We start from the raw sequence: 14,633 nt of genomic DNA, 5'->3' as shown, positions 1-14,633 counted from the left end.
GACCATGCCAAAACGTACAGATATAAAAAGCATCCTGATCCTCGGTGCGGGCCCGATTGTTATCGGCCAGGCCTGTGAGTTTGACTACTCTGGTGCGCAGGCTTGTAAGGCGCTGCGTGAAGAGGGTTACCGCGTTATTCTGGTGAACTCCAACCCGGCCACCATCATGACCGACCCGGAAATGGCGGATGCAACCTACATCGAGCCAATTCACTGGGAAGTGGTACGCAAAATCATCGAAAAAGAGCGTCCGGATGCGGTACTGCCAACCATGGGCGGCCAGACCGCGCTGAACTGCGCGCTGGAGCTTGAGCGTCAGGGCGTACTGGAAGAGTTCGGCGTCACCATGATCGGCGCTACCGCCGATGCTATCGACAAGGCTGAAGACCGTCGTCGCTTCGACATTGCGATGAAAAAAATCGGTCTCGACACCGCTCGTTCCGGTATCGCGCACAATATGGAAGAAGCGCTGGCGGTTGCGGCAGACGTGGGTTATCCGTGCATCATTCGTCCATCCTTTACCATGGGCGGTACCGGCGGCGGCATCGCTTATAACCGCGAAGAGTTTGAAGAGATTTGCGAGCGCGGCCTGGATCTCTCCCCAACCAAAGAGCTGCTGATTGATGAGTCGCTGATTGGCTGGAAAGAGTACGAGATGGAAGTTGTGCGTGATAAGAACGACAACTGCATCATCGTCTGCTCTATCGAAAACTTCGACCCGATGGGGATTCATACCGGGGACTCCATCACCGTGGCACCAGCGCAAACGCTGACCGATAAAGAATACCAAATCATGCGTAACGCCTCGATGGCGGTACTGCGTGAAATCGGCGTGGAAACCGGCGGCTCAAACGTTCAGTTCTCCGTGAACCCAAAAACGGGCCGCCTGATTATCATCGAGATGAACCCGCGTGTGTCCCGTTCCTCAGCGCTGGCGTCTAAAGCTACGGGCTTCCCGATTGCTAAAGTTGCCGCGAAGCTGGCAGTCGGTTACACCCTTGATGAGCTGATGAACGACATCACCGGTGGCCGTACTCCGGCATCCTTCGAACCGTCCATCGACTACGTTGTGACGAAAATTCCTCGCTTTAACTTCGAGAAATTTGCTGGCGCAAATGACCGTCTGACCACCCAGATGAAATCCGTGGGTGAAGTCATGGCTATCGGTCGTACTCAGCAGGAATCACTGCAGAAAGCGCTGCGTGGCCTGGAAGTGGGCGCTACCGGCTTTGACCCGAAAGTCAGCCTTGATGACCCGGAAGCGCTGACAAAAATCCGCCGCGAGCTGAAAGACGCTGGCGCAGAGCGTATCTGGTATGTGGCTGACGCATTCCGCGCGGGCCTGTCCGTAGATGGTGTGTTCAATCTGACCAACATCGACCGCTGGTTCCTGGTGCAGATTGAAGAGCTGGTGCGTCTGGAGGAGCAGGTGGCTGAAGTGGGCATCACCGGCCTGAACCATGACTTCCTGCGTATGCTGAAGCGTAAAGGTTTTGCGGATGCACGCCTGGCTAAACTGGCTGGCGTTCGTGAAGCTGAAATTCGCAAACTGCGCGAGCAATATAACCTGCACCCTGTCTACAAACGCGTAGACACCTGTGCGGCAGAATTCGCTACCGACACCGCTTATATGTACTCCACGTATGAAGAAGAGTGTGAAGCGAACCCGAACCATGACCGTGACAAAATCATGGTGCTGGGCGGCGGACCAAACCGTATCGGCCAGGGCATCGAGTTCGACTATTGCTGCGTACACGCCTCGCTGGCGCTGCGTGAAGATGGTTACGAAACCATTATGGTTAACTGTAACCCGGAAACCGTGTCTACCGACTACGACACCTCCGACCGCCTCTACTTTGAGCCTGTCACCTTTGAAGACGTGCTGGAAATCGTCCGCGTTGAGAAACCAAAAGGTGTCATTGTACAGTACGGCGGGCAGACTCCGCTGAAACTGGCTCGTGCCCTGGAAGCGGCTGGTGTGCCGGTTATCGGTACCAGCCCGGATGCTATCGACCGTGCAGAAGACCGTGAGCGTTTCCAGCACGCCGTTGAGCGCCTGAAGCTGAAACAGCCTGCTAACGCCACCGTAACGGCTATCGAGCAGGCGGTAGAGAAAGCCGTCCAGATTGGCTATCCGCTGGTGGTTCGCCCTTCCTATGTGCTGGGCGGCCGCGCGATGGAAATCGTCTACGACGAAGCAGACCTTCGCCGTTACTTCCAGACCGCGGTTAGCGTTTCCAACGACGCGCCGGTGCTGCTTGACCGCTTCCTTGACGATGCGGTCGAAGTGGACGTGGATGCCATTTGCGACGGTGAAACCGTGCTGATTGGCGGCATCATGGAACACATCGAGCAGGCGGGCGTTCACTCCGGTGACTCCGCATGTTCTCTGCCGGCTTACACTTTGAGCCAGGAAATTCAGGATGTGATGCGCCAGCAGGTGCAGAAACTGGCCTTTGAGCTCCAGGTGCGTGGCCTGATGAACGTGCAGTTTGCGGTGAAGGACAACGAAGTTTACCTGATTGAAGTGAACCCACGTGCCGCGCGTACCGTACCGTTCGTTTCTAAAGCGACGGGCGTGCCGCTGGCGAAAGTTGCCGCTCGCGTTATGGCAGGCAAAACGCTGGTTGAGCAGGGCGTCACCAAAGAAATCATCCCGCCTTATTACTCGGTGAAAGAAGTGGTGCTGCCGTTCAACAAATTCCCGGGCGTTGACCCGCTGTTAGGGCCAGAAATGCGCTCTACCGGGGAAGTGATGGGCGTGGGTCGTACTTTCGCAGAAGCTTTCTCTAAAGCGATGCTGGGCAGCCAGTCCACCATGCGTAAGCCAGGCCGCGCGCTTCTCTCCGTGCGTGAAGGTGACAAAGAGCGCGTAGTTGACCTGGCCGCGAAGCTGCTGAAACAGGGCTTCGAGCTGGATGCGACCCACGGTACAGCGATTGTGCTGGGCGAAGCGGGTATTAACCCACGCCTGGTGAACAAGGTGCATGAAGGGCGTCCGCACATTCAGGACCGTATCAAGAATGGCGAATACACCTACATCATCAACACCACCGCGGGCCGCCAGGCGATTGAAGACTCCAAGCTGATTCGCCGCAGCGCGCTGCAGTACAAGGTGCATTATGACACCACGCTGAACGGCGGTTTCGCCACGGCGATGGCGCTGAATGCCGATGCTACCGAGAAGGTGATTTCGGTGCAGGAAATGCATGCCCAAATTAAGGGCTAAGCTTTCTCGTCCTGAAAGAATGTTCCGAAAATAACGCCAACGGCCTCTGAAAAGAGGCCGTTTTATTTTATACCCAGCGAGATAGTCTACAGTTAACCAGCACACAACTGAAAATGACTAAACACGCTGGGAGAACACCATGCAGAAACGAACTTTACTTGCTTCCCTCTTCACTGCCGCAACGCTGCTGACCGTGGCGGGCTGCTCGTCCAATCAGGCAGTTAAAACCAACGATGGCAAAACGATCGTGACCGACGGCAAACCGCAGGTCGACAAAGATACGGGGCTGGTGTCGTATAAAAATGCCGAAACGGGAAAAACCGAGCAGATCAACCGCGATCGGGTGAAAGAGATGAGCGAGCTGGATAACTAGTTAAGAAATATCCAACAACACGCTCAGCAATATTGACTGTTAGCCTGTCGATTAACTGACTAAACTCACTGTCATTAAAGGCAGTAGTGAAGACAGGCTTAACAATGATTCTTATAATTTATGCGCATCCCTATCCCCAGCATTCCCATGCCAACCGGCAAATGCTCGAGCGAGCCAAAGCGCTTCCGGGGGTAGAGATTCGCTCCCTCTATGAACTTTATCCCGACTTTAATATCGATATTGCCGCTGAGCAGCAGGCGTTAAGCCGCGCTGATTTGGTTATCTGGCAGCATCCGATGCAGTGGTACAGCATGCCGCCGCTGATGAAATTGTGGATAGACAAAGTGCTTTCGCACGGCTGGGCATACGGCAAAGGCGGGAATGCCCTGCACGGTAAAGAAGTGATGTGGGCCGTGACAACCGGCGGCAGCGAAAAACATTTTGAACTGGGCGATCACCCTGGATTTGACGTTCTCGCCCAGCCTCTGCAGGCCACGGCGCTCTACTGCGGAATGCGGTGGCTGCCGGCCTTCGCGATTCATTTCACCTTTGTTTGCGATGAATTGACGCTTGCCCGCCAGGCGGATGACTATAAGCAACGCTTAATTGACTGGCAGGAGGCTCATCGTGGATAGCCACAGCTTAATTCAGGCATTGATTTACCTCGGTTCTGCCGCGCTGATCGTGCCTATCGCCGTGCGGCTCGGATTAGGGTCCGTGCTGGGCTACCTGATTGCCGGCTGCATTATTGGGCCATGGGGGCTGGGGCTGGTTACCGACGCCGAAACTATTCTGCACTTTGCTGAAATTGGCGTGGTGCTGATGCTCTTTGTTATCGGGCTTGAGCTTGATCCTCAGCGGCTATGGACGCTTCGCGCCTCGGTGTTTGGCGGCGGTTTTCTGCAAATGGCGGCCTGCGGGCTGGCGCTCGGCGCGTTTTGTATCGTGATGGGGCTCAACTGGAAGATCGCCTTGCTTATTGGCCTGACGCTGGCGCTCTCATCCACCGCGATTGCTATGCAGGCGATGAACGAACGCAACCTGACCGTCACGCCGATGGGGCGAGGCGCGTTTGCCGTGCTGCTGTTCCAGGATATCGCGGCGATCCCTCTGGTGGCGATGATCCCGCTGCTGGCGAGCAGCGGCGGGACGATGACCTTTGCGACGTTTTTAATTTCCGCGCTTAAGGTAGCGGCGGCGCTGGCTCTGGTTGTACTGCTTGGGCGCTATGTCACCCGGCCAGTGCTGCGATTTGTGGCGCGCTCGGGGTTACGTGAAGTGTTCAGCGCCGTAGCGCTATTCCTGGTGTTTGGCTTTGGCCTGCTGCTTGAAGAGGCCGGGCTTTCGATGGCGATGGGGGCGTTTCTTGCCGGGGTGCTGTTAGCCAGCTCCGAATATCGTCACGCGCTGGAAAGCGATATTGAGCCGTTCAAGGGCCTGCTGCTGGGGCTGTTCTTTATCGGGGTTGGGATGTCTATCGACTTCGGGACTTTGCTCGACAACCCGCTGCGTATTCTCGTCCTGCTGGTCGGTTTTCTGGTCATCAAAACGCTGATGCTCTGGCTGGTCGCTAAGCCTTTAAAAGTGCCGCATAAGCAGCGACGCTGGTTCGCCGTTTTGCTGGGGCAGGGAAGTGAATTTGCTTTTGTTATCTTCGGCGCGGCTCATATGGCTCAGGTGCTGGACGATGACTGGTCGAAGTCGCTGACGCTTGCCGTGGCGCTATCCATGGCGGCCACGCCTCTGTTGCTGGTGCTGCTGAACAGGCTCGAGAAAACGGGCAGCGAGCAGGCCGGAGAGGCCGACGAAATTGATGAAGAGCAGCCCCGGGTTATCATCGCGGGCTTCGGACGCTTTGGGCAGATTGCCGGTCGTCTGTTACTGAGCAGCGGAGTGAACGTGGTTATTCTGGATCACGATCCTGACCATATAGAGACGCTGAGAAAATTTGGCACCAAGGTCTTTTATGGGGACGCCACCCGCGTTGACCTGCTTGAGTCAGCCGGGGCCGCAGGAGCTGAAGTGCTGATTAACGCCATTGACGATCCTGAAGCCAGCATGCAGCTCACTGAACTGGCGAAGGAGCACTTCCCGCATCTGCAGATCCTTGCCCGCGCGCGCGATATTAATCACTACATCCGCCTGCGCCAGGCGGGGGTCGAGATGCCGGAACGTGAAACGTTTGAAAGCTCGCTGAAGATTGGCCGTCGTGCGCTGGAGGGATTGGGCGTCGGCAAATACGAAGCGCGAGAGCGGGCTGACCACTTCCGCCGCTTTAACCTGCAAATGCTTGAAGAAATGGTGCCGACTGATGATAAGACCGCCGAGCGCGCGGATGTCTTTAAGCGCAACAGCGCGATGCTGACAGAGGTTATTAACGAGGATCGTGCGCACCTGCACGTTATCCAACGTGATGGCTGGCAGGGAACAAAAGAGGGTCTTCACAGCGGTAAACTTTCCGATGAACCCCCGGTCAGGCCAGCAGAGTGAACTTGCTGAAAAATATTTACTTTTCCTTATAGTGAACGGGGGTTAACGCTAACCCCTTGTTCCATATCCCGCAGTTGAAAATCAGGGCGCGATGGCCGCAGCAGAATAAAAAAAATTCTCGTTACGCCCATCGCCTGCTGTCGACGAAAGATTGCGCTTTCCGTATAGTGGCGGCAATTTTTTTCATCATCCTTAGGTTATATAAATGATCAGTCTGATTGCTGCTTTGGCGGTGGATCGCGTTATCGGCATGGAAAACGCCATGCCATGGGATTTGCCTGCCGACCTGGCCTGGTTCAAGCGCAATACGCTCAATAAACCTGTTGTTATGGGGCGCCTGACCTGGGAGTCTATTGGCCGCCCGCTGCCGGGACGTAAAAACATCGTTATTAGCAGCCAGGCCGGAAATGACGATCGCGTTGAGTGGGTGAAATCGGTGGAAGAGGCTATTAAAGCCTGCGGTGATGCCGAAGAAATCATGGTGATTGGCGGGGGGCGCGTATACGAGCAGTTCCTGCCCAAGGCGCAGCGTCTTTACCTGACCCATATTGATGCGGAAGTGGAAGGGGACACGCATTTCCCGGATTACGATCCGGATGAGTGGCAGTCAACCTTCAGTGAATTCCACGATGCCGACGAGAATAACTCCCACGGTTATTGCTTCGAAATTCTGGAGCGTCGTTAAGTTTTACCCCTCTCTCGACAGAGAGAGGGGTAACTTCTAAGAGGCGGCAGCGGTTTGATCTTCGCCGCTATCCTGCTGACGATTTGAAGGCTGTACGAACCAGGCTTTATCTTCCCAGCGCAGGCAGGTGAGTTCTCCCCCCCAGCAGCAACCCGTATCCAGCGCATAGATCCCTTCCGGCGTGCCTTTCCCTTCCAGCGATGCCCAGTGACCAAAAGCCACAGAATATTCGGCGGTAACGGGGCCAGGAATCGCAAACCAGGGCTTCAGCGGCGAAGGCGCTTTTTCCGGCGTGTCTTTGCAGTACATATCCAGCTGGCCGTTAGGGAAGCAATAGCGCATGCGGGTGAGCGAGTTAGTGATGAAACGCAGGCGTGCCAGCCCGGAGAGATCGCTGGACCAGTTGTTGGGCATATCGCCATACATTGCATCCAGGAAAAGCGGGTAGCTGTCGCTGGAAAGAACGGCTTCGACATCACGCGCGCAGGCCAGCGCGGTATTGATATCCCACTGCGGCGTGATCCCCGCATGAGACATAACAAGCTTTTTCTCTTCATCCACCTGAACGAGCGGCTGGCGACGAAGCCAATTGAGAAGCTCGTCGGCATCAGGCGCTTCCAGCAGTGGCGTAACGCGGTCTTTAGGTTTGTTGCGGCTGATGCCCGCAAAGACGGCTAAAAGATGCAGGTCATGGTTACCGAGTACCACTCGTACGCTGTCACCGAGACTGCGAACATAGCGCAGCACTTCCAGAGAAGCTGGCCCACGAGCCACCAGATCGCCCGTCAGCCACAGCGTATCTTCTTCAGGGTTGAAATTAACCTGCTGCAGCAACGCGATCAGTTCATCGTAGCAGCCGTGAACATCGCCAATCAGATATGTAGACATGGTATCAGTGAATAAAAGTTGGAATGGCCAGACGGAAAACGGGGATCTCGACCCTGAAGGCCTCTCCTTGCGCATCGACCATTTCATAATGGCCCTGCATGGTACCGAGGGGCGTTTCGATAACCGCTCCGCTGGTGTACTGGTAGTCGTTGCCCGGTTCAATATGCGGCTGTTCGCCGACGACACCTTCGCCCTGAACCTCGGTTTCGCGGCCGTTACCGTTGGTTATTAGCCAGTAACGGCCAAGTAGCTGAACTGCTGTTCGCCCCAGATTGCGAATAGTGACTGTGTACGCAAATACGAAACGCTCATCCTCAGGCGAGGACTGCGACTCAATATAAAAGCTTTGTACCTGCACGCATACGCGGGGCGAATCAAGCATAGTTTAGCTCTCCGACGGCTGTTGTGGGTTGTCAGCCAGATAGTTTGCAAGCTTACAGTACTGCTCAACGGAAATGTTTTCCGCACGCAGCGTCGCATCGACGCCCAGCTCCGCCAGCACGTCGGCACTGAACAGATGACCAAGGCTGTTACGGATAGTTTTACGACGCTTGTTAAAGGCTTCCGTGGTGATACGGCTCAGCACGCGCAGATCTTTCACCGGGTACGGTAAAGTCGCGTGTGGTACCAGACGCACAACGGCAGAGTCCACTTTTGGCGCAGGCGTAAACGCCGTTGGCGGGACTTCAAGCACAGGAATAACGTTGCAGTAGTACTGTGCCATCACCGACAGGCGTCCATAGGCTTTACTGTTTGGCCCGGCGACTAAGCGGTTAACCACCTCTTTTTGCAGCATGAAGTGCATGTCTGCAATGGCATCAGTATAGCTAAAGAGATGGAACATCAGCGGGGTGGAGATGTTATATGGCAGGTTACCGAAGACGCGTAACGGCTGGCCGATTTTCTGCGAAAGATCGCCGAAATCCATGGTCATGGCATCCTGCTGATAAATTGTCAGCTTGGGGGCCAGGAACGGGTGCGTTTGCAAACGTGCGGCAAGATCGCGGTCCAGTTCGATAACGGTCATTTTATCCATGCGTTCACCCACGGGCTCGGTCAGTGCGCCAAGGCCTGGACCAATTTCGACCATTGCCTGGCCTGGCTGTGGGTTAATAGCGGAGACAATACTGTCGATAACGAACTGGTCATTAAGGAAGTTTTGTCCAAAACGTTTGCGGGCAAGGTGGCCCTGGTGGACTCGAGTATTCATTGACTATTTACAATCATTTTAATGGCGAGATTAAGCGCCGTAATAAAACTGCCGACGTCGGCTTTCCCCTGGCCTGCCAGCTCAAGAGCCGTGCCGTGGTCAACCGAGGTACGGATAAAAGGTAACCCCAACGTGATATTTACCGCGCGGCCGAAGCCCTGATATTTCAACACGGGCAGACCCTGATCGTGATACATCGCCAGTACGGCGTCAGCACTATCGAGGTATTTAGGCTGGAATAGCGTATCTGCCGGTAACGGGCCAGAAAGGTGCATCCCCAGAGCGCGCATCTCATTTAACACCGGGATAATAGTGTCTATCTCTTCGGTGCCCATATGGCCACCTTCCCCGGCGTGCGGATTGAGACCGCAAACCAGTACATGCGGCTGCGGGATACCAAATTTGGTTTGCAGGTCATGATACAGGATGGTGACAATCTGGCGTAGTAAATCCGGCGTAATGGCGTCAGAAATTGCTTTCAGCGGCAGATGCGTTGTGGCCAGCGCAACGCGCAGCTCTTCCGTGGCCAGCATCATCACCACTTTTTCGCTGTGTGAGCGCTCTTCGAAGAACTCCGTGTGACCAATAAACGGAATCCCGGCATCGTTGATAATGCCTTTGTGTACCGGCCCGGTAATCAGCGCGGCGAATTCTCCGTTCAGGCAGCCATCGCATGCCCGAGCGAGCGTCTCGACGACGTAAGCACTGTTACGTACATCCAGTTGCCCTGGAATGACCGGCGCACGTAGCTCAACGGGCAGCACGGTTAATGTACCTGCAGCCTGTGGTTTTGCCGGTTGATTTGCCTCGAAAGGCTGGAGCGTCAGGGGGAGACCGAGCAGAGAGGCTCTGGCAAGTAGCAATTCTGGAGAAGCGCAGACGACCAGTTCAACGGGCCAGTCGCGTTGCGCTAACGCGACGACCAGGTCGGGACCAATCCCGGCGGGTTCGCCGGGAGTGATGGTCACACGAAAGATGTTAGCCATTGCTGCCTATGATTTTCACGTAAGCGCTGGCACGCTGTTCCTGCATCCAGGTTTGCGCTTCTTCGGAGAACTTGCGGTTGAACAGCATGCGGTAGGCACGGTCTTTTTGCGCCGCATCGGTTCTGTCGACTTTACGCGTGTCCAGCAGTTCGATCAGGTGCCAGCCGAAGGAAGAGTGCACCGGGGCGCTCATCTGGCCTTTGTTCAGCTTCTGCAGTGCATCGCGGAAAGCAGGATCATAAATATCCGTTGCCGCCCAGCCCAGATCGCCACCCTGGTTCGCTGAACCTGGATCGTCCGAGAAGGATTTCGCTGCTGCGGCAAAAGTGGTTTTCCCGCTCTTAATGTCAGCGGCAATTTGCTCCAGCTTCTGGCGCGCCTGAGTATCGTTCATGATAGGCGACGTTTTCAGCAGAATGTGGCGGGCGTGAACTTCGGTCACAGAAATATTCTGGTTCTGACCGCGCATATCGTTAACTTTCAGGATGTGGAAACCAACGCCTGAACGAATAGGCCCGATAATGTCGCCCTTCTTCGCCGTGCTCAATGCCTGGGCAAAAATAGAAGGCAGTTCCTGGATGCGACCCCAACCCATTTGGCCGCCTTTCAGCGCCTGCTGGTCGGCAGAATAGCTGATCGCTAACTTGCCGAAGTCTGCCCCGTTGCGTGCCTGATCGACAACGTTACGTGCCTGTTTTTCTGCGTCATCAACCTGAGCAGAGCTTGGGTTTTCAGGCAGCGCAATCAGGATGTGGCTCAGGTTCAGTTCCGTACTGCTGTCGTTCTGGTTGCCGACCTGTTGTGCCAGGGCATCAACTTCCTGCGGCAGGATTGAGACGCGACGACGGACTTCATTGTTACGCACTTCCGAAATCGTCATCTCTTTACGGATCTGACTGCGGTAGGTGTTGTAGTTCACGCCATCATAGGCCAGACGGCTGCGCATCTGATCCATGGTCATGTTGTTCTGTTTTGCGATGTTGGCGATGGCCTGATCGAGTTCATCGTCGGTGATCTTCACGCCCATCTTCTGGCCCATCTGCAGGATGATTTGATCCATGATCAGACGTTCAATGATTTGATGGCGAAGCGTCGCGTCGTCGGGAAGCTGTTGCCCCGCGTCGCGTGAGTTCATTTTGACGGACTGCATTAAGCCGTCAACATCACTTTCAAGGACTACGCCGTTATTGACTACGGCAGCTACTTTGTCGACAACCTGCGGGGCTGCAAAAGTCGTGTTCGCCACAAGTGCGACACCAAGAAGCAGCGTTCTCCAGTTCTTCATACTTTTTCCATTTTACTTAGCCGCAAAGCGGATTATTTAGAGAATTCGTCAAAGTGAATTACATCGAGCTCTGGTACGGCAGAATGTTAGAACGCAGCATCTGCGGAATACCCAGGCCATAGTTGGAACTCAGGCCGCGTAACTCGATGTTAAAGCCGATTACGTTATCGTATTTGCTTTGGTTATTTTCCCAGCCGTTGATTTTACGTTCGACGCCTACGCGAATGGCATAACAGCAAGAGCTGTACTGCACGGCGAACATAGAGTCAGCGGACTGTCGGGCATTGGTATCGTAGTAGTAGGCCCCGACAACTGACCAGCGATCCACGATTGGCCAGCTGGCGACCATACCGATCTGCGAAATCCCTTCTTTATACTGTTCGTAAGTCGAGTATGTCGGCAATGTTGCCTGAATATACTCCGGACTCGCATAACGATAGGTCAACTGCGCAATACGATCGGCATCACGGCGGTATTCAATGGCACCGTTACCGTTAGCCACGCTGCCCAGGCGAGCATCATACTGAACGCCGCCACGCAGGCCCCAACGGTCAGTCATACGCCAGTAAGTATCGCCAGCCCAAAGCATAGAGCCCGTTTTCTTATCTTTCTCCCAGTTAATATTGTCATCCCCGGTACGGGACTGGGTGAAATAGTAGATTTGACCCGCGGATACGTTAAAACGTTCAACCGAAGCGTCATCATAAACGCGAGAAGTTACGCCCGTCGTTACCTGATTGGCGGAAGCAATACGGTCAAGGCCGCCGTAAGTACGGTCGCGGAAGAGCCCGTTGTAGTCAGACTGCAGCAGCGATGAGTCGTAGTTGTTGATAGCACTTTGGTTGCGATATGGCACGTACAGGTACTGGGCGCGTGGCTCCAGGGTCTGCGTCCAGCCGGCAACGGAGTCCATATCACGATCGAAGATCAGCTTTCCATCCACTTTAAACTGCGGCAGCGTGCGGTTGACCGATGATTCGAGGCCGTTAGCTGAATCTCTAGCCTGCTGATAAGGGGTATATGTTGGATTATTGCTGGCTAAATTAGCCGTGTAATTTTTGTACGCTTCCAGATTATCCTGCTGATAATGGGTCATCATCAGCTTGGCTTCGGTATTCAGACTTGCCCAGCCGTTAGACAGTGGCAGGTTGATGACAGGTTCCAAATGGAGACGAGTTGCACTTGGGTAGTCAGAATTCACGTTAGTGAATTTCACCGCCTGACCATAAATTCGGGTATCAAATGGGCCAACGTCATTCTGGTAGAAGTTGACGTCCAGCTGTGGTTCCGCACGGTAAGAGCTCGCACCGCTGTTTAGCTGGTTAGCGAACACCTGAAACTGTTTAGTTGATAATGTGGCGTCGAAGTTTTCAACTGCGTAGCCGACGCTAAATTTTTGCGTGGCGTAGCCGTCGGTACTGTTGCCGTACTGCGAGCTGAAGTCGTTGAAGTAGCGTGAGTCGCTAACCTTGGTGTAATCGACGTTGAAGCGCCACACCTGATCCATGACCCCGCTGTGGTTCCAGTAGAACAGCCAGCGGCGATCTTTTTCGCCCGGCGAAACGCCCGACTCGTTTTTGTATTCGTCATCCGATGGGAGATAGTCAAACTCCATCAGGCCTGAACCTGCCTGGGTCAGGTAGCGGAATTCGTTCTGCCACTGGATACCGCCACGCTTATCAATATAGTGAGGCGTGATAGTGGCATCGAAGTTAGGCGCAATGTTCCAGTAATAGGGCAACGCGAACTCAATGCCGCTGTTGGTGCTGTATTTAGCGCTAGGGATCAGGAAGCCCGAACGGCGTTTATCACCAATCGGAAGCTGCAGATAAGGGCTGTAGAAGACCGGCACGGGGCCCAGTTTAAAGCGGGCATTCCAAATCTCTGCCACTTCTTCCTGCCTGTCCTGGATCACTTCACTGCCGACCACGCTCCAGGTATTGGAACCCGGCAGGCAGGAGGTAAACGTCCCGTTCTCAAGAATCGTGTAGCGGTTGTCGCCGCGCTGTTTCATGAGGTCTGCGGTACCGCGCCCTTGGCGGCCAACCATCTGGTAATCACCGTTCCAGACGTTAGTATCTTTGGTGTTTAAATTTGACCAGGCTTTAGGACCTTTCAGGATGACCTGATTGTCGTCGTAATGCACATTACCTAAGGCATCCACGGTGCGGACGGGATCCGTTTGACCTTCGACCAGCTTCTGGTGAAGCTGAACTTCGTCTGACTGCAGGCGGCTGTTGCCCTGCTGAACGTCAACATTCCCGGTAAAAACGGCATTGTCCGGGTAGTCACCTTTGGCGTGATCGGCCTGGATTGTTACCGGCTGGCTATTGCCGTCGTCCTTAACCAATGGGCGATTGTAGCTTGGAATACCCAGCATACACTGCGAGGCAAGGTCGGCAGCCATACCTTGTTGGCTATAAAGGGCTGAACCAATCAGTGTGGCCAGCAAGGTGGGAATACGTTTTTTCATACGTGTTATTTGTTGTTCCGTCATCAGGGTATAGCGAAGGCAAACGGTCAGAGACTAACGTACTCATCACCACAGCGCTAGTGTTAATCCAGCCCATTAGCAGTATGCCGTTAGGCAGCGCTATCAATGGCGGGTATGATAAAGCAAATTCTAGACGACAGCATGACGATTTGGGGAGTATATGCAGTATTGGGGAAAAGTACTCGGTGTTGCTTTGGGTTTAATCTCGGGCGGCGGCTTTTGGGGTGTGGTGATAGGTTTTCTTATCGGCCATATGTTTGATAAGGCACGCAGCCGTCGCGGGGCCTGGTTTGCTAACCAACAGCAGCGCCAGGCGATCTTTTTTTCTACCACTTTTGAAGTGATGGGGCACCTCACCAAATCGAAAGGTCGGGTAACGGAAGCTGATATTCAAATAGCGTCTTTATTGATGGACCGAATGCAGCTTCATGGTGAGGCGCGAGCCGCCGCTCAGCGAGCATTTCGCGCGGGGAAAGAAAATAACTATCCGCTCAGAGAAAAGATGGGGCAGATGCGAAGCGTCTGTTTTGGCCGCTCTGACTTAATTCGGATGTTTCTGGAAATACAAATCCAGGCTGCGTTTGCGGATGGCTCGCTGCACCCAAATGAGCGTCAGGTGCTGTATGTGATTGCCGAAGAACTGGGGATCTCGCGTGCCCAGTTCGATCAGTTCTTGCGCATGATGGAAGGCGGCCAGCAGTTCGGTGGTGGCCAGTACCAATACCAGCAATCGCAAGGCGGCTTCGCGCAGCAACAAAGAGGCCCGACGCTGGAAGATGCCTGCAAGGTGCTTGGGGTAAAAAGCAGCGATGAGCCAACGGTTATCAAGCGCGCGTATCGTAAGTTAATGAGTGAGCACCACCCTGACAAGCTGGTGGCAAAAGGCCTGCCGCCGGAAATGATGCAGATGGCGAAGCAAAAGGCCCAGGAGATTCAGGGCGCTTACGACCTGATTAAAACCGCAAAAGGGTTTAAATAGAAAAAAGCCTCTCA

At 54.4% G+C, this 14,633-nt stretch carries 12 protein-coding genes; 6 read left to right on the top strand and 6 right to left on the bottom strand.

Features of this window, described 5'->3' with window-relative positions; translation table 11 throughout:
- Positions 1-4 precede the first annotated feature (4 nt).
- From carB to folA, 5 genes are all read left to right on the top strand, one after another.
- Entirely contained in the window at positions 5-3,229 is a 3,225-nt protein-coding gene (gene carB / locus F3J28_RS13575) for a carbamoyl-phosphate synthase large subunit (RefSeq protein WP_008461705.1), read from the top strand.
- A gap of 139 nt (positions 3,230-3,368) precedes the next feature.
- Positions 3,369-3,602 (top strand): YgdI/YgdR family lipoprotein, encoded by a 234-nt coding sequence (locus F3J28_RS13570; protein ID WP_166876857.1) that lies wholly within the window; start codon positions 3,369-3,371, stop codon positions 3,600-3,602.
- 104 nt (positions 3,603-3,706) lie between these two features.
- Positions 3,707-4,237: a glutathione-regulated potassium-efflux system oxidoreductase KefF gene (gene kefF, locus F3J28_RS13565; RefSeq protein ID WP_166876854.1), complete on the top strand. Its 531-nt coding sequence runs from the start codon at positions 3,707-3,709 to the stop codon at positions 4,235-4,237.
- Entirely contained in the window at positions 4,230-6,092 is a 1,863-nt protein-coding gene (kefC, locus tag F3J28_RS13560) for a glutathione-regulated potassium-efflux system protein KefC (protein ID WP_166876851.1), read from the top strand. The genes kefF and kefC overlap by 8 nt, the downstream gene beginning before the upstream one ends.
- 205 nt (positions 6,093-6,297) lie before the next feature.
- Positions 6,298-6,777: a type 3 dihydrofolate reductase gene (gene folA, locus F3J28_RS13555; protein ID WP_008461713.1), complete on the top strand. Its 480-nt coding sequence runs from the start codon at positions 6,298-6,300 to the stop codon at positions 6,775-6,777.
- Positions 6,778-6,813: 36 nt separating this feature from the next.
- Here folA and apaH read toward each other — a convergent pair whose 3' ends face one another.
- The 6 genes from apaH to lptD are packed head-to-tail and all read right to left on the bottom strand — an operon-like array spanning position 6,814 to position 13,619.
- Positions 6,814-7,665, bottom strand: a complete 852-nt coding sequence (gene apaH, locus F3J28_RS13550; RefSeq protein WP_166876848.1) for a bis(5'-nucleosyl)-tetraphosphatase (symmetrical) ApaH — start codon at positions 7,663-7,665, stop codon at positions 6,814-6,816.
- Positions 7,666-7,669: 4 nt separating this feature from the next.
- On the bottom strand, positions 7,670-8,047 hold the full coding sequence (apaG, locus tag F3J28_RS13545; protein ID WP_008461718.1) for a Co2+/Mg2+ efflux facilitator ApaG/CorD: 378 nt from the start codon (positions 8,045-8,047) through the stop codon (positions 7,670-7,672).
- Between the two features lie 3 nt (positions 8,048-8,050).
- Positions 8,051-8,875, bottom strand: coding sequence for a 16S rRNA (adenine(1518)-N(6)/adenine(1519)-N(6))-dimethyltransferase RsmA (gene rsmA / locus F3J28_RS13540; RefSeq protein WP_166876845.1), 825 nt, complete (start codon positions 8,873-8,875; stop codon positions 8,051-8,053).
- Entirely contained in the window at positions 8,872-9,861 is a 990-nt protein-coding gene (gene pdxA / locus F3J28_RS13535) for a 4-hydroxythreonine-4-phosphate dehydrogenase PdxA (protein ID WP_008461723.1), read from the bottom strand. The genes rsmA and pdxA overlap by 4 nt, the downstream gene beginning before the upstream one ends.
- Positions 9,854-11,146, bottom strand: coding sequence for a peptidylprolyl isomerase SurA (surA, locus tag F3J28_RS13530; RefSeq protein ID WP_008461725.1), 1,293 nt, complete (start codon positions 11,144-11,146; stop codon positions 9,854-9,856). The genes pdxA and surA overlap by 8 nt, the downstream gene beginning before the upstream one ends.
- Before the next feature lie 58 nt (positions 11,147-11,204).
- Positions 11,205-13,619 carry an LPS assembly protein LptD gene (gene lptD / locus F3J28_RS13525; protein ID WP_166876842.1) on the bottom strand — a complete coding sequence of 805 codons (2,415 nt, stop codon included), beginning with the start codon at positions 13,617-13,619 and terminating at the stop codon, positions 11,205-11,207.
- Between the two features lie 181 nt (positions 13,620-13,800).
- On the opposite strand from lptD, the gene djlA reads away from it, so the two are divergent.
- Positions 13,801-14,619: a co-chaperone DjlA gene (gene djlA, locus F3J28_RS13520; protein ID WP_008461730.1), complete on the top strand. Its 819-nt coding sequence runs from the start codon at positions 13,801-13,803 to the stop codon at positions 14,617-14,619.
- The last annotated feature ends 14 nt before the right edge of the window (positions 14,620-14,633 follow it).

The sequence above is a fragment of the Enterobacter sp. Ap-1006 genome (assembly GCF_011752835.1).
In the GTDB taxonomy this organism is placed as follows: domain Bacteria; phylum Pseudomonadota; class Gammaproteobacteria; order Enterobacterales; family Enterobacteriaceae; genus Cedecea.
Note: the sequence above shows the minus strand (reverse complement) of the source record. Positions and strands in the feature narration are given on the sequence as shown.